General features: G+C 59.6%; 21 protein-coding genes. 12 read left to right on the forward strand and 9 right to left on the reverse strand.

Features of this window, described 5'->3' with window-relative positions:
* The first annotated feature begins 43 nt into the window (after nucleotides 1–43).
* The 4 genes from AWB81_RS27540 (at nucleotide 44) to AWB81_RS27555 (ending at nucleotide 3,440) form a co-directional block, all read left to right on the forward strand.
* Nucleotides 44–886 (forward strand): hypothetical protein, encoded by an 843-nt coding sequence (locus tag AWB81_RS27540; protein ID WP_035942065.1) that lies wholly within the window; start codon nucleotides 44–46, stop codon nucleotides 884–886.
* A gap of 62 nt (nucleotides 887–948) precedes the next feature.
* Nucleotides 949–1,608 carry an aspartate/glutamate racemase family protein gene (locus AWB81_RS27545; protein WP_062639689.1) on the forward strand — a complete coding sequence of 220 codons (660 nt, stop codon included), beginning with the start codon at nucleotides 949–951 and terminating at the stop codon, nucleotides 1,606–1,608.
* A 43-nt stretch (nucleotides 1,609–1,651) separates the two neighbouring features.
* Nucleotides 1,652–2,449, forward strand: coding sequence for an HpcH/HpaI aldolase family protein (locus AWB81_RS27550; RefSeq protein WP_062639690.1), 798 nt, complete (start codon nucleotides 1,652–1,654; stop codon nucleotides 2,447–2,449).
* A gap of 25 nt (nucleotides 2,450–2,474) precedes the next feature.
* Nucleotides 2,475–3,440 (forward strand): 2-hydroxyacid dehydrogenase, encoded by a 966-nt coding sequence (locus AWB81_RS27555; protein ID WP_062639691.1) that lies wholly within the window; start codon nucleotides 2,475–2,477, stop codon nucleotides 3,438–3,440.
* 66 nt (nucleotides 3,441–3,506) lie between these two features.
* Here AWB81_RS27555 and AWB81_RS27560 read toward each other — a convergent pair whose 3' ends face one another.
* Nucleotides 3,507–4,436, reverse strand: a complete 930-nt coding sequence (locus tag AWB81_RS27560) for a LysR substrate-binding domain-containing protein (RefSeq protein WP_062639692.1) — start codon at nucleotides 4,434–4,436, stop codon at nucleotides 3,507–3,509.
* A gap of 567 nt (nucleotides 4,437–5,003) precedes the next feature.
* On the opposite strand from AWB81_RS27560, the gene AWB81_RS27570 reads away from it, so the two are divergent.
* Nucleotides 5,004–6,422: an aldehyde dehydrogenase family protein gene (locus tag AWB81_RS27570; protein ID WP_062639693.1), complete on the forward strand. Its 1,419-nt coding sequence runs from the start codon at nucleotides 5,004–5,006 to the stop codon at nucleotides 6,420–6,422.
* Between the two features lie 123 nt (nucleotides 6,423–6,545).
* On the opposite strand, the gene otnK is transcribed toward AWB81_RS27570, so the two are convergent.
* The 7 genes from otnK to AWB81_RS27605 all read right to left on the reverse strand — a co-directional run bounded on the left by otnK (nucleotide 6,546) and on the right by AWB81_RS27605 (nucleotide 13,424).
* On the reverse strand, nucleotides 6,546–7,826 hold the full coding sequence (gene otnK, locus AWB81_RS27575; RefSeq protein ID WP_062639694.1) for a 3-oxo-tetronate kinase: 1,281 nt from the start codon (nucleotides 7,824–7,826) through the stop codon (nucleotides 6,546–6,548).
* 87 nt (nucleotides 7,827–7,913) lie between these two features.
* Nucleotides 7,914–8,768 carry an NAD(P)-dependent oxidoreductase gene (locus tag AWB81_RS27580; protein WP_235025933.1) on the reverse strand — a complete coding sequence of 285 codons (855 nt, stop codon included), beginning with the start codon at nucleotides 8,766–8,768 and terminating at the stop codon, nucleotides 7,914–7,916.
* Nucleotides 8,769–8,779: 11 nt separating this feature from the next.
* The gene (locus tag AWB81_RS27585; protein WP_062639696.1) at nucleotides 8,780–9,697 is read right to left on the reverse strand and encodes an NAD(P)-dependent oxidoreductase; all 918 of its coding nucleotides are present in this window, start codon (nucleotides 9,695–9,697) and stop codon (nucleotides 8,780–8,782) included.
* 159 nt (nucleotides 9,698–9,856) lie between these two features.
* Nucleotides 9,857–11,338, reverse strand: coding sequence for an aldehyde dehydrogenase (locus AWB81_RS27590; protein WP_062639697.1), 1,482 nt, complete (start codon nucleotides 11,336–11,338; stop codon nucleotides 9,857–9,859).
* Nucleotides 11,339–11,392: 54 nt separating this feature from the next.
* Nucleotides 11,393–12,169, reverse strand: coding sequence for a glucose 1-dehydrogenase (locus AWB81_RS27595; protein WP_062639698.1), 777 nt, complete (start codon nucleotides 12,167–12,169; stop codon nucleotides 11,393–11,395).
* Nucleotides 12,170–12,173: 4 nt separating this feature from the next.
* Nucleotides 12,174–12,998, reverse strand: a complete 825-nt coding sequence (locus AWB81_RS27600) for an SMP-30/gluconolactonase/LRE family protein (protein ID WP_062639699.1) — start codon at nucleotides 12,996–12,998, stop codon at nucleotides 12,174–12,176.
* A gap of 135 nt (nucleotides 12,999–13,133) precedes the next feature.
* Complete coding sequence (locus AWB81_RS27605; protein ID WP_062639700.1) at nucleotides 13,134–13,424, reverse strand: putative quinol monooxygenase; 291 nt, start codon at nucleotides 13,422–13,424, stop codon at nucleotides 13,134–13,136.
* 353 nt (nucleotides 13,425–13,777) lie between these two features.
* On the opposite strand from AWB81_RS27605, the gene AWB81_RS27610 reads away from it, so the two are divergent.
* The 7 genes from AWB81_RS27610 (at nucleotide 13,778) to AWB81_RS27640 (ending at nucleotide 22,542) form a co-directional block, all read left to right on the forward strand.
* On the forward strand, nucleotides 13,778–15,421 hold the full coding sequence (locus AWB81_RS27610; RefSeq protein ID WP_062639709.1) for a GMC family oxidoreductase: 1,644 nt from the start codon (nucleotides 13,778–13,780) through the stop codon (nucleotides 15,419–15,421).
* Between the two features lie 27 nt (nucleotides 15,422–15,448).
* Complete coding sequence (locus tag AWB81_RS27615; RefSeq protein WP_062639701.1) at nucleotides 15,449–16,927, forward strand: NAD-dependent succinate-semialdehyde dehydrogenase; 1,479 nt, start codon at nucleotides 15,449–15,451, stop codon at nucleotides 16,925–16,927.
* Nucleotides 16,928–17,111: 184 nt separating this feature from the next.
* Nucleotides 17,112–18,080, forward strand: a complete 969-nt coding sequence (locus tag AWB81_RS27620; RefSeq protein WP_062639702.1) for a sugar ABC transporter substrate-binding protein — start codon at nucleotides 17,112–17,114, stop codon at nucleotides 18,078–18,080.
* 39 nt (nucleotides 18,081–18,119) lie between these two features.
* A complete protein-coding gene (locus AWB81_RS27625) occupies nucleotides 18,120–19,658 on the forward strand; it encodes a sugar ABC transporter ATP-binding protein (protein WP_062639703.1) in 1,539 nt (512 codons plus the stop codon).
* Between the two features lie 11 nt (nucleotides 19,659–19,669).
* Nucleotides 19,670–20,911: an ABC transporter permease subunit gene (locus AWB81_RS27630; protein ID WP_235023463.1), complete on the forward strand. Its 1,242-nt coding sequence runs from the start codon at nucleotides 19,670–19,672 to the stop codon at nucleotides 20,909–20,911.
* A gap of 48 nt (nucleotides 20,912–20,959) precedes the next feature.
* Nucleotides 20,960–21,163: a hypothetical protein gene (locus AWB81_RS27635; RefSeq protein WP_062639704.1), complete on the forward strand. Its 204-nt coding sequence runs from the start codon at nucleotides 20,960–20,962 to the stop codon at nucleotides 21,161–21,163.
* A gap of 53 nt (nucleotides 21,164–21,216) precedes the next feature.
* Nucleotides 21,217–22,542, forward strand: a complete 1,326-nt coding sequence (locus AWB81_RS27640) for an MFS transporter (protein ID WP_062639705.1) — start codon at nucleotides 21,217–21,219, stop codon at nucleotides 22,540–22,542.
* 63 nt (nucleotides 22,543–22,605) lie between these two features.
* Here AWB81_RS27640 and AWB81_RS49285 read toward each other — a convergent pair whose 3' ends face one another.
* Nucleotides 22,606–23,118 carry an amidohydrolase family protein gene (locus AWB81_RS49285; RefSeq protein ID WP_510183679.1) on the reverse strand — a complete coding sequence of 171 codons (513 nt, stop codon included), beginning with the start codon at nucleotides 23,116–23,118 and terminating at the stop codon, nucleotides 22,606–22,608.
* Between the last annotated feature and the right edge of the window lie 135 nt (nucleotides 23,119–23,253).

Consider the following 23,253-nt stretch of genomic DNA (forward strand, 5'->3'; position numbering starts at 1 on the left):
CCGCAATGAAACGCGGGCATGTAATGACCGTAAGGAGGATCAAATGCGAGTATCAGAAGCGTCGTCGACAGACTTCGGCAGGATTGGAAGCAACATGCGGGAAGGGGTCCTTGAGCAGAAGTTCTTGTTGCAAGGAAAGCCCGGCTCTCCCAACAATTATTTGATTAATGTTGGCCGGACGGGCGCCGGCGGCTGGACAGCGCCAAGTCACCGTCACAACTTCGATCAGATTCGCTACGTCATCAAAGGCAGCTTCCCGTACGGACAGGGTAAGAGCATGCCCGAAGGTTGGGTTGGGTACTTCCCAGAAAGCGTGTACTACGGACCGCAAGACCGTCCCGAAGGCTTGGAGATGATGGTCTGCCAGTTAGGTGGCGCGCAAGGGTACGGATTCGTCAGCGTCGAAGAGCGTGAGGCGGCGAATCAGTTGCTCAAAACCAAAGGCGAATTTAAGGACGGTATCTACACTTGGTATGACGAGTCGGGCAAGAAGCATAACCAAGACGGATTTGAGGCCTGCTTCGAACAAGTGATGGGTCGCAAGCTGGAATATGCTCAGCCGCGATACAACGACCTTGTACTGATGAACCCGGCGAATTATGCCTGGATTCCAGAACCGACGAATGGCGTCTTTTCAAAATGGCTCGGCTCGTTTACGGAACGCAATACACGAATCGGTTTTGTGAAGGTGGAAGCCGGGGCGTCGTTTCCCGCAGGGTTGCAACCGTCCATCGAGTTGCTCTTTTTGAGTAAGGGCAAGGTCAGCTTTGAAGGCAAAGAGTACGGTCTTCACTCGGCGTTTGAGTTCGACGCGAACGAAGGTCCTGTGCCGCTCAGGGCGGTAGAGGAAACGGAATTCTTCCGTATCGTGATGCCAACATTCTGACGCTACTGCGTCGAACAAAGCATATCGTCTAACGTTGCTCTTATACGGAACCCTCTTAGGCTATGACTACGATTGCCGTAATTCACACCGGGCCGGTTACAGTTCAGCCAATCAAGGAGCAAATCAGCGAGCAAATTCCTGAGGCGCGCGTCATAAATATTATTGACGACAGCTTGCTTGCCGATGTACGAACTGCCGGGCATCTGACGCCCGAAGTTGCCAGTCGAATCAACTCATACATGTCCAATGCACAAGCGATGCATGCCGACATTATTTTGAACGCATGCTCCTCGGTTGGCGAAGCAGTTGACTACGTCCGCCACTTCGTTACAACCCCGATCGTCAAAATCGATGAGGCGATGGCCGAGGAAGCGAGCTCGATTGGCCGCCGAATCGGCGTCGTCGCAACTGTTTCGACGACGCTCGAACCGACCGTGCGACTGATCAAGAAAAAGGCGGCCGAACTAGGCCGCACGATTGACGTGACGGAGCGGATCGCGGAAGGCGCGTTCGAGGCGCTGCTCAGTGGCGACGCCGCGAAACATGACGAGATCGTGAAGGGCACGATCTCGGCTCTGACGGAGCAGGTCGACGTGGTCGTGCTGGCGCAGGCTTCAATGGCGCGACTCGTTCCGCAGTTGCAGGGCGTGCGCATCCCTGTGCTATCCAGCCCGCAAAGCGGTGTCGCAGCGCTCAAGCGAGCACTCGCCAACATGCGCTAAACGGAAAGCGCGCAAGCGCTTCTTGTGTACTCGAGGGGACAACATGAAAGTAACCGCGCGGGAACTAGTTAGAAACGTCGTCAAGGAGAAACTGGCGCGCGATGAAGTGGCGCTCTCCATGACGGTTCGACTGGTCAGAACGGCTGAGATCGTAACGATTGCCAAAACTGCGGGTTTCGATACGTTTTACATTGACCTTGAGCACAGCACGCTGTCGATGGAAACGACGAGCCAAATCTGTATCTCGGCCATGAACGCAGGTATCGCGCCATTCGTTCGCCTGCCGAATCTCACGTCGGATGTGATCGCCCGCATTCTGGACGGTGGCGCGCTGGGGGTCATTGCGCCGCATGTCGAGACCGCCGAGCAGGCGAGGCAGGTCGTTCGTGCGGCCAAGTTTCCGCCGCTGGGCGAACGCTCTCACGGCGGCGTGCTGCCGCACATGGGCTTTCGCTCGTTTCCGACTTCCGAAGTGGGTGAGGCGGTCAACGACGCGACGATGGTCGTCATCATGATCGAGACAAAGGAAGCGCTCGACGTGATTGACGAGATTGCCGCGATCGAAGGCGTGGACCTGCTCTTCATCGGGACCAACGACCTGTGCGCATCGCTTGGCATTGCGGGTCAGTTCGAGCATGAGAGCGTGCGCGATGCTTACACGAAGGGCATTGCCGCATGTCGAAAGCACGGAAAGCATCTCGGTGTCGGCGGCCTCAATGCTCATCCGAACCTCGTCGCGCAGTTCGTGGAAATGGGCGCGCGATATGTCTCGACTGGCACCGACATCTCGTTTCTGGTAAGCGGAGCAAGCGCCAAGGCCGCGATGATGCGCGACCTCTGACTGCTGTCCTTCAAGGATCTTGTTAATGAACAAAATCGTAGTTTATAAGCCGCTGCCCGAGGAAACGATTGAGTACCTGCGTTCTCACGCCGATGTTGCAATCGTCGATCCGAAGCAGCCAAACGCGCTAATCGACGCGCTCAAGGACGCTGACGGCGCCATCGGAACCGGCGTGAAGATGAACGCGGAAACGCTCGCGGGCGCGACACGTCTGAAGGTGTTATCCACCGTATCGGTGGGATTCGATGCCTTCGATATCGACTATCTGAATCAACGCGGCATCTTGCTGACCAATACGCCGGATGTCCTTACGGAGTCGACCGCCGACACTGCGTTTTCGCTGGTCCTGCTCACGGCCCGGCGCCTCGCCGAACTCGATGCGTTCGTGAAGGCTGGAAAGTGGACCAAGAAAATCGGGGAGGATAAGTTTGGCGTGGATGTTCATCACAAGACGCTGGGTATCGTTGGACTGGGCCGTATAGGAACGTCGGTCGCCCGGCGCGCTGCCTTGGGCTTCGAGATGAAGGTTCTGTACGTAGGCCACGGCGTCAACGAGCGCGCTGAACGCGAGTACGGAGCGAGAAAGGTGGAACTGGAGGAACTTCTCAGCACGTCCGACTTCGTGTTGTTACAGCCGCCCTTGACCGCGGAGACGCGCAACCTGATCGGCACGCCGCAACTGAAGGCGATGAAGCGCAGCGCGTTTTTGATCAATGCGTCGCGCGGGCAGATCGTCGACGAAGCGGCGCTCGTCGAGGCGCTCAAAGACGGCACCATTGCCGGCGCAGGGCTCGATGTCTATCTGGAAGAGCCGCTCTCGGTTGAGTCGCCGCTCCTGAAGATGAACAACGTGGTGACGTTGCCGCATATCGGATCCGCCACACATGAGACGCGACGCGCAATGAACAAGAACGCTGCCGAGAACCTCATCAGCGCGCTGAACGGCACGTTAAAGTCCAATATGATCAATCCGGAAGTGTTGCAACGCTGAGAGAACGTGCGCGCTGGGGCGAGATTGAAGGCCCCAGCTGCGTCGCGCCCTACAACGCCAACCCGACTACTTCGACAGGTTATTCACGATCTCGATCATTTTGTCCAAAATCGGATCGTTCTGCCTGCGTACCCATCCGAAGATAAAGCGAGTTGAATAGTCCAGGTTCGTCAGTGGGATGACCGTCAGGTCGCTCGGATACTGGAAGTTCTTGCCCATGACCGCCAATCCGATGCCCATGCCGACGGAAATAAGGTTGAGTTGCGAGGCGATCGTGCTCACCTCCTGGACGATGTTCGGCTCGAACCCGGCTGCCTGGCAGAAAGCATGCAACTGCCCATAGCTCAGACTACTGCTGGACTTTGGGTCGACTACGAACCCTTCGTCAGCGAGATCGGCGAGCGTAAGCGACTTCCTCCGCGCTAATCGATGGTCGTTTGAAACCGCGACACCTAAGTGGCCGGTCTGGATGCACAGCGAATCAAGAACGATGCCTTCCCGCTCAATGTTGATCTCGGTGCGCCGCTTGCCTGGATGCGGACTTGGCCCCAAGTGCATGAAGCCGGCGTCGATCTTACCCGCTGCGAGAGCCTTAGGTTGTAGTGAGGTCGAGAGTTCGACCAGCGAAAGACTGATCTCCGGATACGTCTCGCGGAATTGCTTGACTGCGGCGCGAAAGATCGAATGCATCAGAGTCAGCGATCCGTATCCGATACGCAGCGTCCCTGTCATGCCATGTCCAACACGTTTGGTCAGGATGATCGCTTCGTTCAAATCGTCCATGACCCGCACGAGCTGGGGCAACAGCGTGCGCCCGGCCGCAGTGAGCTTTACCGTGTGCGCGAGCCGTTCGAAAAGTGGTGTTCCGAGTTCGCCTTCTAGGTCGGCGATGATCTGCGAGACGGCGGGTCGGGTGATGTGTAATCGCACGGCGGCCCGTCCAAAGTGCTCTTCTTCTGCGGCCGCAATGAAATATCGAAGATGCCGAAGTTCCATCTCTATTGTGTCTCCTTCAACTCGGCCTGTCAGAAGACTGGAGCTTCAACGGGCGCGGGCGTTGTCTCAGCATGACGCTCATGATTCTTCGTGTCGGTTAGCGCCGCTTACCAGGGCACCATAATAGCTGACTTGACCCAACGTCTGTGCGATTTCAAACTTCTATCATCGTCGCTTTGGATGCGGCTGATGGCCAGGCGCTTCGGCGTCGACGTAGAGCAGGAGACAGCAGTGAGCCTTTCGGGAACATCGTTACGCACGCTCGTCGATAAGTGGATTGGAGTGGCGAACGGAATACGCGTCACGCAGTTCAGCCACGGTCGCAACGAGCAATACAGGTTCGTGCGTGTTGAAGGCCCAGCGGACGACCGTCCCATAGCGTTCATCTTCTTTCGCCACGCAGACGGGAGCTGGTGTGTCTTTCCGCCAGAGCGCAGGCGGCCTGCCATGAATCTCGGCGCTTAGGCGCGAATAGCGCTTGGTCCACGGGCCGCAATCAAGCCAAGCACACACTTTACAAGGCGACGCCAAGCGAGACGTGGCCGACTAAATCAAACAGGAGAGCATATGCGATCGTACGAGAAGTGCTATATCAATGGCGAATGGGTTTCTCCGCTTAGCCGTAGCGAATGGACCTTGGTGAACCCTGCCACCGAGGAACCGATCGCAAGTGTTACGTTGGCCGGCGCGCAAGACGTCAATCTGGCGGTGAAGGCCGCGCGCGCTGCCCTAGCCTCGTTCAGCAGGACATCGAAGGGCGAGCGCATCGAACTCCTCGAAGCCATCATCGACCGCTTCGTTCGCCGCGAGCATGAGCTCGCGGAAGTTGTCACGCTTGAACTGGGTACGCCGATTTCGCAGAACATTCATGCACCGGCCGCGCTCGGCTCTTTCAAGCAAGCACTGGCAACGCTCAGGGATTACGAGTTCGAGTACCGCCTGGGGCCCAACACGGTTCGTCGCGAACCTATTGGCGTGTGCGGCCTGATCACCGCATGGAACTGGCCTCTTCAGCTTCTCGCAACCAAGCTCGCCTATGCGCTGGCTGTCGGCTGCACGGTGGTTCTCAAGCCGAGTGAGTTCACTCCGTTGAGTGCGATCCACCTCACGGAAGTGCTTCACGAAGCGGGCGTCCCGAAGGGCGTCTTCAACCTCGTGCTTGGCGACGGCCCCATTGTAGGCAATGCTATTAGCAAGCACATGGACATCGACATGGTGTCGTTCACCGGGTCCACCAGAGCCGGGGTCTTGATCGCGGAAGCGGCCGCGCCCTCGGTCAAGCGGGTTGCGCAGGAGCTAGGGGGAAAATCGGCGAACGTGATTCTCGACGATGCTGACTTACGCGCCGCGGCCAAATGGAACGTCACACGCGCATTTTCGAATTCCGGTCAGTCATGCCATGCGCCCACGCGCATCCTGGTTCACGCCAGCCAAGAAGATGAACTGTTGGCATTGCTTCAGGAAGAAGCGAAGGCAGTGAAAGTGGGGAACCCGCTCGACCCGCAGGTGACCATGGGCCCAGTGGTCAACAAGCTGCAATTCGAGCGAGTGCAGGACTACATCAGGATTGGAATCGAGGAGGGCGCCACCGTTCGCGTTGGCGGCGTCGGTCGTCCGGACGGACTTGAACGCGGTTACTTTGTGAAGCCCACCATATTCTCCAGCGTGACGCCACAGATGCGCATCGCGCAGGAAGAAATATTCGGTCCTGTGCTTGCCGTCATTCCTTATCGGACGGAGGAAGAAGCCATCGAGATCGCGAATGGAACGCCGTATGGTTTAGGCGCTTACGTGTTCTCATCTAATCGGGAACGAGGTGGTTTCGTCGGCCGTCAACTTCAGGCGGGCCGTGTCTTTCTCAACGGTGCGACAAGCAACACCGAAGCGCCGATGGGCGGCTATAAGCGTTCCGGTAATGGACGAGAGATGGGTGTCTTCGGGCTCGAGGAGTATCTCGAGACCAAAGCCATGATCGGTTTCGACTGACGAGCGGTGCGTTGCGAATAGACGCTAGGAACGCTCCAGGATGCACGAGTAGTCACACATCCTGGAGCGTCTTCCTGCAGAGTCTCAAATGGAAGGCGTTTCGCCATATCAGGTGCATCTTCATCAGGCGGCCACTTGCGCGCCGTTCAACGCTTCCAGGGCTTTGGCGAAGAAGTTGATCGTCCCAAAATTGCCAGACTTCAGAGCCAGTCCCAGCGGCTTGGCACTAATGGATTGCGTCGCCGGTATCCCAGGATCGATTTGCGGTCCAATGCGCAGCGAGCGGACATCGAGCGCCTGAACTACTGCACCTGACGTTTCACCGCCTGCAACAACGAACTTGCGCACACCCACTTCACGTAATTTGCACGCGATGGAGGCCAGCGCAGCTTCGACCAAATGCCCCGCCTTCTCAACGCCCAATTCCTTCTGCGCAAGCTTCACTTCGTCCGTCGATGTCGTGGCGTAGATCAGCACCGTTTCATCGTGTCCGCGCACGAATTCGACAGCACACTCGACCACCGGTTCGCCGCGAGACAGCGCGATCGGGTCGATGCGAAAGCTCGGCCGCGATGCACGCCACTCGGCCACCTGCGCATTAGTCGCCTTCGATGCGCTCCCGGCGAGCACGACCGAGCCGCCGTCGATGCGCGGAAGATCGGCGGCATCGCCCGCGTACACGAGCAGGTCCGCCGAGTGGAAGTTCTGTGGCAACCCGAGCGCTATCCCCGACCCGCCAGTAACCAATGAGAGGTCGCGGCATGCCCGGCCGATTGTGTACAGATCGGCATCCGAAAGTGCGTCGGCAATGGCCATCCGCGCGCCGTCCTCCTTCAACTCTTCGATGCGCGCACGCACGGCCTCTGCGCCTTTCGCGATGATGTCGTATCGAATGAGTCCGACTATGGACTTGGTCTGCCGCTGCAACACCCGTACGAGATTGGAATCGGACATGGGCGTGAGCGGGTGATTCTCCATGCCCGATTCGTTCAGCAACACGTCGCCGACGAAAAGATTGCCGCGAAACACCGTTCGGCCGTTTTCTGGAAACGCCGGGCAGGCGATGGCGAAGTCGCCCCTCAACGCATCGAGCAACGCATCCGCGACCGGGCCGATATTGCCTCGATTCGTAGAGTCGAACGTCGAGCAACATTTGAAGAAGAACTGCCGGCAGCCCTGTGCGCGCAACCACTCGAGCGCATCGAGCGATTGCCGCACGGCTTGTTTGCGGGGAATCGTGCGCGACTTTAGCGCGACGACGAGCGCATCGGCTTCGATTTTTACATCTGTATCCGGTACACCGATAGTTAGAACCGTGCGCATGCCGCCGCGCACCAGCATATTGGCCAGATCGGTCGCGCCGGTGAAGTCGTCGGCGATGCAGCCGAGCAGTGCCTGCGCCATTGCTTCGCTCCCTCGGGGATTCCGTTGCCCCGTATTGGTGGTTAGACTGAGTTGCGCGAACCGCCGTCCGCAGAGTCCATCGGAGAATCAATGTGAGCTTGACGCTGGCAACCCCGCATCGATCTCCCAGATCTTCGCCAACGCGTCGATACTCGCCGATTCGCCGAGTCGGTGGGACGCAGCATCGAGCGTGGACCGGACCATGGTCGCGATGAGCATCGGTGCCCCGTAACGCATGCCTAGCGCCGATGCTTTTCTCAAGTCGCTCGCGCAGTTGCCCACCGTTGCATTAGCCGTTTGCGCATTCGCGGCGAGAGCCGGAAGCACACGCGCGGACGCACTGTTGTAGCCCGAGCTTTTGTTCAACACGGTGGCCATATCTGCAACTGTGAGTCCGTTCTTGGCGCCCATGGCGGCGCACTCATAGGTGATGAGGCGGTTGCATGCCGCAATTGCCGCGACGACCAGACGCATGGCGTGCCCGCTCCCGGCATCGCCGCAGTGAATCACCTTCGGGCACACCGCTTCAAGAATCGGTCGCACAGAACCGAGTACGTCGGCCGGGCCACCAAAGAAAATCACCGATGCGTCGGCAATCGCTTCAGTGTTCTCGGTGTGAAGAGGTGCATCGACAAGCGTGATGCCGATGTCGTTCAAGTTCTTCGAAAGCGACCGGCTATTGTCCGGGTCACCTTGCCCCACGTCGATGACAACGGAGATGCCCTTTAGCCAGTCCGTGTCGCGAAGCAGCGCCTCGCGCGCGTCATCGGCATCGGTGCATAGCACGACGACGTCTGCGCCCTTGGCCAGATCCACAAGGCTCTTCGCTTGTTCGGCGCCCTCGCATTGCAGAGAGCCATTGTTTGTGTCGAAGATTCGAACCGAATGCGTCTTCGCCAACGCGCGCGCGACAAACGCGGCTATATCACCGCTTCCCGCCATTGCAATCGTAGTCACTTTGCCTCCTGGTTCGCGACATTCTTCTGCAGATCAGCGAACTTGGTATCGGCCATCGACTCGATGACGCCGATCATCTGTTCGAGTTGGGCGTCCTTGCCGAGCGAATTTAGGCCGATCTGCAGAAGCGAGCGCGCAGCGCCGCCTATGGGCATGGGGACTTTCTGCTCTGCGGCCAAACCGATCGCCTGATGGATGTCTTTCACTTGAAGCGCGAGCCAGAACTTGGTGGACTGACGCCCTTCCGCGATGGCAGGCAGCATGCCCTGCGAGGTGTAGTTACGAGCCGTCGTTGCGTTGATCGCCTCGGTCATGAGTTCGAGGGGCAGGCCGAACTTTCGCCCCATGGCCACGACCTCCAGAGTCGCCAGGCGGCAACTGACGTTCATCATATTGTTCACGGTCTTCATGGTCTGACCGTTACCCACGCGCTCGCCGCAATGAAAGACGTTCGGGCTGATCGCGTGCAGTACCGGCAGCGTCTTCTGAAACGCGTCGTGCGGGCCCGAGGCGATGATCGAAATGGTCCCGGCAATGGCCGTAGCCATCGCACCGGAGACAGGTGCGTCGAACAATGTGACGCCCATCTCTTCGAGTTGACGAGCAAACCCGTTGGTTTCTGCCGGCACGCCACTGGTCTGATCGACGACGATCTTTCCCGGCGCTAGCCCATCGGCCACTCCGTTAGCACCGAAGAGCACCGCCTGGACGTCCGAGCTCCTCGGCAAGCAAAGCAGCACGACGTCGCTGTTACGCGCGAGTTCCGCGGGCGTTGCTGCCGCTGTGGCGCCCAGTTCGACGAAAGCACTCACAGTCTTCTCGTTCAAATCGAACACGCTCAACGGAAACTTGCCGATCAGATGACGCGCGAGCGCGCCACCCATGGCGCCCAGCCCGATATAACCGATGCGCATTTATCTCCTCCTGACTTTCATTGCCGATGACGTCCCCGGCCGACCGCCGCAGGAACAATGCGGCGCAAAGTGATGGTGCGCCACGGCACGTTGTGCGTCGAGTCGCATTTTCTCGGCGTGGTGGTAAGTGCGTCTTACCGCGTATGACCAGGACCGCTGCTACCGCTGCACGAACGGATTCGTGGGCGCCCTCTCGGAGGTAGACAGAAAGACGCTCTTGGTCTCAAGGAACTCATGAACCGCTTCGATTCCGTTCTCGCGACCGATGCCCGACATCTTCATGCCGCCAAACGGCATCATGAAACTGTAGGCCCGGTATGTATTGACCCAGACGGTGCCGGCTTTCAGTGCCTTTGTCATGCGCATCGCTCGGCCGATGTTCGCGGTCCACACGCCCGCGACCAGACCGTAAATCACGCTGTTCGCCAACGCCACGGCATGTTGCTCGTCATCGAACCCGATGATGGACAGCACCGGACCGAAGACTTCCTCTTGCGCAATGCGCATGTCGTTAGTGACGTTCGTGAAGATGGTCGGCTCGACGAACTGGCCGCCCGTTACACCGGGACCGGCCGCGGGCTTGCCGCCGAGAATGCAACGGGCGCCCTCGCGTCTTGCGATCTCGATGTAGTCAAGCACCTTCGCATATTGAGGAGGCGTTGCGATGGGCCCGACGTTCGTTTCCGGTTGCATCGGGTCGCCGAGATTCACACCTCGCGCGAGAGCGAGCAGGCACTCAGTGAAACGCTCCTTGATCGAATTCTGCACGAGCAGCCGCGAACCGGAGATGCACATCTGGCCGGCCGCACCAAAGATGCCTGAGACGACGCCGACTGCGGCAGCATCGAGGTCCGCATCCTCGAAAACGATATTCGGCGACTTCCCGCCCAGCTCCATCGCGACGCGCTTCATGCCTCGGGCCGCAGTCTCGTAGATCCGCTTGCCTGTGATGTCCGAGCCGGTGAAGCTGATCTTTGCAACATCCTCGTGCTCGACGAGCGCAGCGCCAGCTTCGTTGCCAAAGCCCGTTATAACATTAAAGACGCCATCGGGCAGTCCGGCTTCTTTGGTGAGCGCAGCAAATTCCAGTGAACTCGCCGATGCAAATTCCGAAGGCTTGACGACGACCGTGCAGCCGGCGGCCAACGCGGGAGCGCACTTTAACGACAAAAATTGCAGCGGCGAATTCCATGCGGTCAGCGCCGCGACGACGCCCACTGGCTCATGCGTGGTAAAAGCGAAGACGTCGGCCTTCTCCACCGGCATGACCGCACCTTCGATCTTGTCAGCAAGCCCACCGTAGTAGTACCAGTATTCGGGAATGGTCTTCAACTGACCCTGCATCTCCGTGAAGACTTTGCCGTTGTCCTGCGTCTCTGTTGCGGCGAGTGGCGTGGCATGCTGGACGATCAGATCGCCTATGCGCCGCATCACCTTGCCGCGCTCGGTTGCTGTCATCCGGCTCCACGGGCTGTCGTCCAGCGCGCGCTTGGCGGCCTTTACGGCACGGGCCGAATCTTCAGCCGTCCCGCGAGGGATCCTTGCCCACGGCTCTCCGGTGTAGGGATTCACTGTGTCGATCCACTCGCCTTTTGTGGGATCCTCGTGCTTCCCATTGATCCACAGCTGATATGTCTTCACGCACCTGTCTCCATGATCCCGCGAACGCATCGAACCTAGGCGTCGACTTGTCGGTCAGAGGCCTGCTGTCTGCCCGCCGTCGACCACGACTGCATGACCGATCGCGAAACCCGCTACATCAGAACACAGCCAGAGGACCGTATTGGCGATCTCCTCCGGGCGGCCAAGGCGGCCAATGGGCTCTTGCGCGATCATCCGCTTGCGGTTCTCTTCGGTGCCTTGCGTGAAGCGGCCGATCATCGGCGTATCGATGATGCCCGGACACACAGCGTTGATGCGCACGCCATCTTTGCCGTACTCGAGCGCTGCCGACTTTGTGAGACCAATGACGCCGTGCTTAGACGCACAATAGGCGCCTTGACCACGGATGCCAACCACGCCCGCGCCAGACGATGTATTGACAATCGAACCGCCGCCGTTTTTGAGCATGATCGGGATCTGGTACTTCATGCAGTAAAAGACGCCGCCGAGATTCACGCGCAGGATGCGTTCGAACGCTTCGTCGGGAATCTCGGCCGTGTAGGCGAGCGCCTGCTCGATGCCTGCGTTATTGAACGCGAAGTCGAGCCGGCCGAATTTATCGATGGTTGCGGCGAGCGCCGCTTGCACGTCGTCGGGCTTCGAGACATCGCATTTCACCGCGAGCGCGCGAACCCCCTCCACTTCGACCATCCGCACAGTCGCCTGTGCGCCTTCTTCCGAGAGATCGACCACGACGACATCCGCGCCTTCCTGCGCGAAAGCCAAGGCAGTTGCCTGCCCGATGCCGTTTGCCGCGCCGGTCACGAAAGCCACTTTCCCTTCATAGTTCCACTTGCGATGAGTCGTCATTGCTTCATATCTCCGTTTTGAATATGGCGCTGCGCGGCTGTCGCGCTTGCAGTTGTTCATCCGATCCGAGGTACACGCAACAATAGAGTGTATTTCCCTCTCTGCCGCCTAGCGTGCATGACACGGCGTTACCCTCGAACCGTATGCGGTCCGTGATCTCGCCACCTTCCACTACACGAACGAACTCGCCGGTGTTATAGCAACCCGCCCAGATGGCGCCGTGCTTGTCTGCACAGATCCCATCGGGCTGTCTGCCCTTGAGGTTCGCGAAGAGACGCCTGTTGGATAGCCTGCCGTCATTCGCTCTGTCGTACGCAGTCAGCCTGCAGCACCAGGTCTCGGCTACCACGAGCGTGCGGCCGTCGTCCTTGATCACGGCTCCATTGGGGAATTCCAGTCCCTCGGCTGCGACGCGAATGGAACCGTCAGGCTCGACCGCGTGCATATCCGTCGGTCGTATCGGCGCTCCGCCGAACAGGTCGTAGCCGAAATTCCCGACATAAACGCGGCCGGCATCATCGACGACGAGATCGTTGAGGTCACCACTCGCTATATCGCTCAGGTCCGCATAAACCGAAAGGGCGCCGTTCGACACCATCATTAGTTTCCTTTGCGCGCATGACACGACAATGGGCGTCTTGTCCGGCAGAAAGCCGATTCCCGCCGGGCGTCCCGGTACCTCACAAACGACGCTGCGCGTACCGTCTTCAGCGACGACATAAAGCTTGGAATCGAAAACGTCTGAGACCCAAAGGCGATTGTCAAACCAGCGTGGCGCCTCCAGGAAGATGAAGCCGTCGGCCACAAGCGTCGCCTGATGCTCTTTCATGGATATGCTCTTGTAATGGAAATGACGCGGTGAGGTGTCTCCTTTCGAATCAGGTTATTGCCTCGTTGCCTCTCAGGTCCAGTTCGTTTTTGTTCGCTCGACGGTAAGCAAGGCTGAAGGCCCATCTTGAACCGGTTATTTCCCTTTCTTCAGCACATGAATCTTGTTGCTCTCGACCCAGCCTTCGGTTTTCGTCAGGTAAGCCTTGACATGCGGCGATATGCAATGCGCGTTGAAAGTTTCCAGGCTTTCCCATCGTTCGATAAAGACGAAGCAGCGCGGCTCTTGCATATCGCGGTACATCTCGTACTGAAGCACGCCGTCTTCTTCGTGAACGGGCGCGAGCAAGCCTTCGAGCGCGTCGGCCAACTTCTCCTCGTAGCCCGGCTTTGCAAAAGAGATGGCAATCGCGGATACCTCGGACATGGTGTTCTCCTGTCGACATGGAAAAAGGAAAGGCGAGGATATACGCGAGCTTCGGAGAACAAAAGCGCGCTCTTGCGATAGGTCAGTGCAAATCGCAACGTCGCAGGCAATCAGACGAGGCCGCGGACTAGGTGTTTCCCTTAGGAAGCGCGGGCTTTGAATGATCGGCCACCCTAATGCCGACAGGCGAAAGACGCTGTGACGGGCGTCTGCGGACGGTCTGCATGCCGACCGAAGATCAGTTCAGCAATGCTTACCCTCAACGCCAGAAAAACCAACTAGACCTAACCGTCAACTGGGAAATAACCTTCATCAAACAGCAACGCCCACTTATGAACCAGCAGTTGGACGGCATGGAAATCTACGACTACATCATCATCGGAGCGGGATCGGCGGGCTGCGCGCTTGCACGTGGCCTGAGCGATAACCCAGAGAACAAGGTCTTGCTTCTGGAAGCCGGGCCTCCCGCCGACAGGTTCTGGGTGAACACACCGGCCGGCATGGCGAAGCTGTACTTTCATAAAGAGCTCAACTGGAATTACCACACCGATTCGATGCCGGCGCTTTACAACCGAAAGATGTATTGGCCGCGCGGTAAGACACTGGGGGGCTCGAGTTCCATCAACGGAATGATCTTTATTCGTGGACATCGTAACGACTTCGACAGTTGGCGCGACCTGGGAAATCCGGGGTGGGGCTACGACGATCTCCTGACGTACTTCAAACAGATGGAGCACAACGAGCGCGGCGCGAACGACTATCGCGGCGCAGGCGGACCGCTGTGGGTCAGCGATCCCGTATTGAAGGTCCGTAGCTCACGTGATTTTATCGAGGCCGCGGCGCGTTTGGGCGTTCCTCCCACGGAGGACTTCAACGGTGCAGTGCACGACGGCGTCGGCTTCATGCAGCACACCATTCGCGGAGGACGACGCTACTCCGCCTACACGGCCTTCGTGGAACCCGTGCGTCACCGGCGCAACCTGACGGTGCTGACCGAGGCCGCTGTGCAACGCATCGTGCTGAAGGGCAATGTGGCGACAGGTGTCGAAGTCGTTGTTAAGGGAGAGCGTAGGACGTTCGATGCAGCGAAGGAAGTGATTCTGTCGGCCGGATCGCTCAACTCGCCGCAGATACTCATGCTATCCGGCATCGGGCCGGACGAAGAGTTGCAAAGACACGGCATTAAAACGCTCGTTGACATACCGGGCGTGGGGCTCAATCTCCAAGACCACTTTTATGTGCATGGAAGCTATCACTCGACGCCGGATAGTTCCTACAACCTCGAATTGGGCGGCTTCCGGAAGTATCTCGAAGGCGCACGCTATCTGCTGACGCGCAAAGGCTATCTGGCGCTCGGCTCCTCGCAAGTCGGCGCCTTCGTGAAGAGCCGTCCCGAAGAAGCGTATGCGGACTTGCAGATCAGCTTCCGGCCGATGACCTTTACCTACCATCCTGGCGGCCAGTGCGAAGTGGATCGTCAGCCAGGCATGGGCGTATCGGTGTACCTGCTGCGTCCGCGCGCCACTGGGACCGTGACCTTGCGCTCTTCGAAGCCTGACGATCCCGCCGTGTTCAAGCCCAACTTCCTGAGCAACGACGACGACAACAGGGCGATGATCGCGGGCGTGAAGATGATTCGTCGAATCATGTCGACGGCGCCGATCGCATCGCGCGTCATCGAAGAAGAGATTCCCGGTCCGATGGTCGAGACGGACGAGCAGATTCTTCAATGGATGGCGATGACCGGCAACTCCGCACACCATCAGGCGGGCACCTGCAAGATGGGCCGCGACCGCCTCGCTGTCGTGGATGAGCGCCTGCGCGTGAGAGGGGTCGAGCGCTTGCGGGTGGCGGATGCATCGATCATGCCGCATCTCACGTCGGGTAACACCAACGCGCCGTCCATCATGATCGGCGTGAAGGCGGCCGACATGATTGCGAAGGACGCTTCGTCTCGTCGAGACATTCGCGAGATCGAGAGAGTGTCCGCGGTCTGAACCAGCTAAGCAAAAGGAATTTCTTCAATGTCAACCGCAAGTCTTCAAAGCGATCAAAGCAAGGTGCAAACTCATTATCCGCGCGTCGGCCTGTTCATCGATGGCGAGTGGATCTACGAGCGCGAAACAGCGGTCGAAGTAAGAAACCCGGCTACGGAAGAAGTACTGGGACAGGTGCCGAAGGCGACAGGCGACGATCTCTCGCGTGCCCTGGACGCAGCCGCACGCGGATTCTCAATCTGGCGCGACACACCGCCCCAGCAGCGCGTCAAGATCATCCAGAAAGCAGCGGCTTTGATGCGCGAGCGGCTCGAGCTCATCGCCACGACGATCACGCTGGAAAACGGCAAGCTCTACTCCGATGCCTACGCGGAAGCCGACCGTTCGATGAACTTCTTCGAATGGAATGCGGCGCAGTCACTACGCGACTACGGGTTGATCGTGCCCGGCGAACCGCAGATGCAGAAGTTCATCTTGCGGCAGCCGATCGGACCGGTGGCCGCATTCACGCCGTGGAACGTACCGATCAGTTCGGCCGCCCGCAAAGTCAGTGCCGCTTTGTCGGCGGGGTGCTCAGTCATTCTGAAGGCGGCCGAAGAAACGCCCGCTACCGCATGTCTCGTGGTGAAGGCCTTCGAAGAGGCGGGGTTGCCGCCTGGCGTGCTGAATCTCGTGTTCGGCAATCCGGCGGAAATATCGTCGGCCCTCATTGCTTCGCCTGTCATTCGGCTCGTCACGTTTACGGGGTCGGTGCAGGTCGGCAAGCACCTCACGCAACTCGCCGCGGCGGCTATGAAGCCCGTCTTGATGGAACTCGGCGGTCACGCTCCGGTACTGGTCTGCGAGGGTGTGAATGGCGCGGCAGTCGGACGGCTCGCGGCGCGCGGCAAGACGAACGCGAGCGGACAGATCTGCGCGTCGCCATCACGGTTCATCGTTCACAGCAGCGTGTATGACGACTTCGTCGCCGCTTTCGCCGATGCGGTGAAGGATGTCCGCGTCGGCGACGGCTTCAGCAAGACCGCGCAGATGGGGCCGGTGGCAAGCGCACGGCGGCTGGCGGCCATGCAATCTTTCGTGGCGGACGCCCGGCAACGCGGTGCGCGCGTGGCTGCCGGAGGCGAGCGTATTGGCGATCGCGGCTACTTTTTCGCGCCGACCGTTCTTGCCGACGTCCCGAACGACGCGGACGCGATGACGATAGAGCCCTTCGGCCCGCTTGCTGCTTGCGTGCGCGTCGACGATCTCAGCGAGGCCGTTGCGCTGGCCAACAGCCTCTCGGTCGGACTGGCCGCGTATGCCTTTACCAACTCATTGGAGGACGCGGAGCGTATCGGTCGCGAACTGGAGTGCGGGGTCCTCTCCATCAACCATTTCGGCACGCCGGACGCCGATACGCCTTTTGGCGGTGTCAAGGACAGCGGCATCGGGCGTGAAGGCGGCCCATCGACGCTCGACGCCTATATGGTCACGAAGACAGTGCTGCAAAAGACAGTGCGCATTTAACAAAAAGCTCAATACCAGAAGATTCGTTCAAAAACGAGCGCAGACGTACGTTCATTGAAATTCCTACGCCCGGCGTCACTAAAGAAAACGTATCCAGTTTGCGTGCTTCAGTAGTAAGCGCCGCCGCAACACGATCTAAGTAACGAAAGCAGCAAGACAACATAACAAATCGACGGAGACGTAAATGAAGAATCAATCCAGGAAAGTGTGCGTGATTTGGCTGGCGAGCGCGTTGGCGTTCATGGCGGACGTCGCTCTGGCGAAGGACATCACGCTTGGCTACGTTGCTGCGGGCATGCAGTACCCGTTCAACGTTGCGGCGGCAAAAGGCTTCGAGGCGGCGGCGAAGGCGGCCGGCGTCAAGACGATCGTCCTCGATGCGAAAACCAGTGTCGAGCGCCAGGGGAATTCGGTCGATGACCTCATCGCGCAAAAGGTGGATGGCATCGCCGTCCTGCCGATCGACGCCGTGGTCGCGCAGGCCTGGGTCGATCGGGCCGCGTCTCACAACATACCGATCGTGGCCGTGGCGACGCAGGTCGGTGATCCGCAGAAGCATCCTGTGAAGGATGTTTATCCGAAGCTGACCGCGCTGGTTGCGAGCGACGAAGTGCATGCGGGATACAACGCCGGGCAAATCGCCGTGACGCTGCTCCCCAAGGGGCGCACCGCGAATATCGCAATCGTCGAGGGTGCGCCCGGTTATCCGACCGTATGGCAGACCACCCAGGGTTTCAAGGAGGCGCTCGACAAGGCGGGGATCAAGTATCGCATCGTGGCCTCGCAGCCTACCGACTGGACGCCCGAGAAAGGCGAGTCGGTCTGCCAGAACATGCTGACGGCGCACCCGGACATCGATTTGTTCTTCAATCAGGCCGATGACATGGTGATCGGCTGCGCTCGCGCTGTGCGTTCCGCAGGCTCACACGCCAAGCTCATCGGGCGCGGTGGATCGCGTCTTGGCATCAATGCGATCAAGGTCGGCGACGTCGATGGAACCGTCTGCATCCAGCCAGGAAAGATGGGGCAGCTCGCGTTCAAGGCGCTGTACGCAGCGGTGACGAACCCCGGCGGGACGAAGGCACAGTTCGTCGATGTCGACACGCCTCAGGTCACCAAGGCGAGCCTCGCGCAATGCGTGCCCGAGTGGTAAGCACGAGCGACGACAACCGATGTGGCAGGAGAGAGACAAATGGCAAACGAAGTCCCGCTGTTGCAGCTTGAGGGTGTGACGAAGACGTTCCCGAACGGGCTGACCGCGCTTCGCGGAGTCAATCTGGAAGTGTCGCGCGGTACGGTGCACGGATTACTGGGCGCAAACGGCGCTGGCAAATCGACGCTCATCAAGATTCTCTCCGGCTCGCTTGCAGCCACCGGCGGACGAATCGTCTGGAAGGGCGCCGCGGTCGAATATTCGAGTCCGAAAGCCGCGAACGACATGGGCATTGCGACCATCCACCAGCACATTCCGCTCGTGCCGACGCTCTCAGTGCTCGAGAACGTATTCCTGGGCGAAGAGGGCCGGTGGCGACGAAACACGAAGATACGGCAGCGGTTCTCGGAATTGTGCGAGCGCGTCGGATACTGGCTCGAGCCGGACGGTCTGGTAAGCGATCTGTCCATCGGGCAGCGTCAGATGGTCGCGATTTTGCAAGCGCTTGGCACGGGCGCCGAAATGATCGTGATGGACGAGCCGACAGCGTCCCTTGCCGCAAGTGAACGCGAGGTGGTGTATCGCATCGTGCGGCATCTTTCGAGAGTTGAGAAGAAGGCGATTGTATTTGTCTCGCATTTTCTCGATGAAGTGATCGCGCTCACGGACCGCGTGACGATTCTGAGAGATGGGCAGGCGGTGGTGGACGCGCAGACGCGTGATCTCGACGAATCGCGTATCGCTGAAGCCATCGTCGGCCGGCAGATCGTCGCGCTCGAACAGGCGACGTCGCGGCCCGTCGATGCGGCGGCCCCTGTGCTGCTGGAACTGAAGGGCCTCGCGTCTCGAGACAAGCTCGAGCCGATCTCCTTGAGCGTCAGGGCCGGCGAAGTCGTGGGCGTTGCCGGGCTCCTCGGCTCGGGTCGCAGCGAGCTGCTGCATGCGATTTTCGGCGCGGACCCGGACGCCACGGGAGAAGTACGCGTTGAAGGCCGGCTGCTCCGCCAGTCGACGGCGTCCGCAGTGAAGGCGGGGCTGGCGCTCGTGCCTGAGGACCGTATGGCGCAGGGTCTCGTGCCCGGCTTCGAAATTTGGCGCAACACGACGCTTCCCGCGCTCGATGGCGTATCGCGCGGAGGCTGGCTGCCGGACCGGATGCAAGAGCAGCAGCGAGGCGCAGAGGCCATCCGGCGCTTATCGATCAAGGCGAACTCGCCGGACATTCTCGTAACCGAACTGAGCGGTGGAAACGCGCAAAAAGTGACCATTGCGAAGTGGCTGTTCAGCGATGTAAAGGTGTTCCTGCTGGACGAGCCGACCGCCGGAATCGACATCGGTGCGAAGACCGACATTCTGTTGCTCGTGCGAGAACTGGCGGCCGCGGGAAAGGCGGTGATCGTCGTATCGTCGGAGTTCGAGGAAATCCTGGCGGTGAGCAGTCGGGTCCTGGTCATGCGTGATGGACGCTGCATCGCCGAGCGCCTGGGCCACGAAACCTCCGAGCACGAACTGATTCTGCTGTCAGGCGGCACGAGTGCAAACTCGGCGAGCACGCCACATGCAGCCGCGCAATCTTGAAAGAGTGAGTAATGATGAACCTGACGACTTCCACCCATTCCGGCCCGTCTCACGGCGGCAACGGTTCTTCGGGCGGCCCAACCGAGGGCGTGACCGCGACGACGCAGACACACGCGACGGACTGGCGGCGCTTACTCGGTCTGCGCGAAATGGGCGTCTACTATGCCCTCATCTTGCTGGTACTGGTCATCTCTGGCGTCACGGTTTATACCGGCAGGCCCAGTTACCTCAGTGTGGCGAATATCTCCAACGTTCTTTATCAGGCGTCGCTGGTTGCGATCATCGCGGTTGCAATGACGGTGATTCTGATCACCGGCAACTTCGATCTTTCGGTCGCTTCGGTGGCGGCGCTTTCTGCCGCAGTGGTCGTCGGGCTCGCGGATACCGTCGGGTTCTGGCCGGCTGCGCTCATCGCGATGCTGGTCTCGGTTTTGGCCGGCCTGTTGAATGGCGCGATCGTCCAGTATCTCGGCATCAACGCGTTCATCGTGACGCTAGGCACTTTGACCGCGATTCGCGGAGTGGTCCAGATCTATACCGATGGCCGCTCGTTATCCGTGGACACGCCCGACGCGTTGCAGGCGATGCGGCTCTTCGAATCTGGCCGACTGCCGATAGCCGTTCCGCTTATCGTCATCGGCGCGACGCTGCTGTTGGCCGGATGCTATTTCCTGGTTCGCGCGCGCCGTGAATCGCGCAATGTCCCGGTGACGTCGTTCGGCATGCTGGCAGCCGGAGTCTGCTGCCTCGCTCTCGTCGGGGCCGGCGGGATGTCGCTCGCCATGCCGAAGCCCGTCGTGTACATGGCTGTTTTCACGCTGATCGTCTGGTTCGTTCTGAGCATGACGAACGTCGGCCGGCGGGTGTACGCGGTAGGTGGCAATCCCGAGGCGGCCCGTTTATCGGGCATCAACGTGAAGCGGTACAAGATGGCAGGATTCATTCTCTGTAGCGCGGCGGCCGGCTTCGGCGGAATCCTATTCGGTAGCCGTCTTGGCGCAGTCAATCCGACTGCGATGCAAGGCGCGGAATTGACTGTCATCGCTTCGGCGATTCTTGGCGGCACATCATTGTTTGGCGGCGCAGGCTCCGTCATCAAAACGCTTGCGGGCGCGCTGCTGCTCTTCACCCTGACAAACGGATTCAACATACTGAATCTGGGCGCGAACTATCAGGGCGTCATCGAAGGAACGGTGGTCGTGACGGCAGCGGCCATCTATACGGTCGGCGGTACGCGGCGTCGCAAGCGGTAAGCCGCGTCTGCACACGTTGCGGATTGCACGTTGCGTCCGAAGCCGTTGATGCTGACTGATCGTTTCATCGGTTCCGATGCGCTGACGGCTGCCGACCGGGAGATCATTTCGCAAGGGTTGACCGCGCTCTTGCGGGAACGGTCAGTGGCCTACGAGATCGCAGTGGACGTCGCGCTTTCTCGCGGCCTCGCCCGACCGGACGTGCGCGATTTTGGCCTGCCCGACATCCTCCGTCTCAGCCGAATAATCTAGCAGAACCCATTGTTGAGCGCGTTTGTTGATAGAAGCGCTTGTGGAGAAGAAAGGTGACAAAGCAAAGCTCGATCCGGACGCTCTCGGCCGGCTCCATCGGCAACTTCGGCGAAATCTACGACTTCGCGGTGTTCGGATTCTCCGTTCCGATTCTGTCGGCTCACTTCTTCCCCGGCAGCGATCGCACCGCCGCGCTACTCAGTACGTTCGCCGTCTATGCGGTTGCATTCTTCGCACGGCCGCTCGGCGGACTGTTGTTCGGCGTCATGGCGGACAAGGTCGGCCGTGTGAAAGTCATGGCGATGACCGTCTGGTTGATGGCGCTCGGCACCGCCGTAATCGGGCTCTTGCCCACATATGCGAGCATCGGCATTGCAGCGCCCGCGCTGCTGGTCTTTTGCCGCGTTGCTCAAGGTCTCGCACTCGGTGGCGAGACGACGGGCACGACCAGCTTCATCCTCGAATCGGCGCCGGATGACCGTAGAGGCGGTTGGATCGGTCTGACCTTGATTTTCTCGCATCTGCCCAACGCGTTGGTGGCGGGACTCTTGATCGGCCTTCAGTTTGCCGCCGGTGCAAGCGCGTATGCCGATTGGGTCTGGCGCGTTCCATTTCTGGCGGGCGGGCTTATCGGCATCGTCGGGTTCTGGCTGAGGCGCAATCTCGACGAACCGGACGAATACAAACAGGCGACTAGCAGAACCGATTCGAGGAATCCGCTGCGCACCGCAATCCGCACAGGCGGCCTCAGGGGCATGCTGAATGTGGCGATGATTCAGCCCATACAGACCGTCGGATCCTACTTGCTGCTGGGATTCATGTACACGTTCCTGGTTCGGGTGGCGAAGCTCGACCCGACATCGGCGCTCATCACGAACGCGGCGGCCATCGTCGTACTGTCGTTCATGATTCCGCTCGGCGGCGTATTAAGCGACCGGCTCGGGCGCAAGCCCGTCCTGTCCTTCGGCGCTGCCTGGCTCGCGTTCGCGGCGTATCCCGGCGTGTATCTCGCGGCAACCGGAACGATTGCCGGCGCGCTTGCCGGTCAACTGCTGCTCGCCGTGGGAGTCGGGCTGTATGGAGGCGCCTGCTTTGTTGCCGCGCCGGAGTTCTTTCCGACTGCCTTTCGAGCCACCGGGCACGCGATCTCCTACCAGGCCGCGGTGGCAATCTTCGGCGGGACGACGCCATTCATCGCGACACTTCTCGTTCAGGCGTCCGGCTCACCGCTCGCGCCCGCTTATTACGTGGCATTGGTTGCAGTCGTTTGTCTCGTCCTCGTGCAGTTCGTGCCGGAAACGAGAGGCGTGAGTTTGCGTACATCTGGCAGTGCAACGCCGAACGAGGGCGCTTCGCGCGTCGCACATGAACTGAGATAAGGCCAGGCCGGTTGATCCAGGCGATAAGTCTTGATGGCGTTCTCGCGAAAGATCTTGCGCCGGTCAGCGTGCAACAGGTGCTGCGTGGCGCGGTCGACGATATCGACCCATTGCCCGTAGCTTGCCGCGAGTTCCAGCACAGGCCAGTCGCCGCCGAAATGCCCGATCCACGCCGAAGCGGTCGATCGTGTGATCAATGAGCGGCGGCACCTGGTCTTCGCTCCATGTCGCATGATCGGCCTGCGTTAATGAGCCTGAGAGTTTGCAGGTTACGTTGGGCAGCGACGATAGCTCGCTCATGGACTCGTGCCATGAGCCGAGCCAATTCTCCCTGTCCTCGGGCTTGCCCATTTGGTCTGGCACGAACGACACCGAGGGGCATCTGCTCACCATCTCGATCGTATGTTCGGACTGGTGCGGGTCAATGCATATGTCGAAGGAAAGATTGTATTTCGGCAATAGGCTGACGGCTTCCAGAAAGTCGCGCTGCAAGATGACCGCCGAGTCGGGCATGTTCTGAATAAGACGCAGTATCCCGCGAACCGCGCGCAGGCGCGACAGACGCGGTATTTTCAAGGGAGTCGCCTGTATCTAGATTCCTTGACTGAATTGATCTTGTAGCAGTCGAGTCAAGTTTCTACGCGGCGATTTTGACCTGATCGCACCAGGTGTTAACGGCCTTCTCAGCGGTGCGGAAGCTGCGCTGCAAAG

The organism is Caballeronia arationis (assembly GCF_001544975.2).
GTDB classification, from domain to species: Bacteria; Pseudomonadota; Gammaproteobacteria; order Burkholderiales; family Burkholderiaceae; genus Caballeronia; species Caballeronia arationis.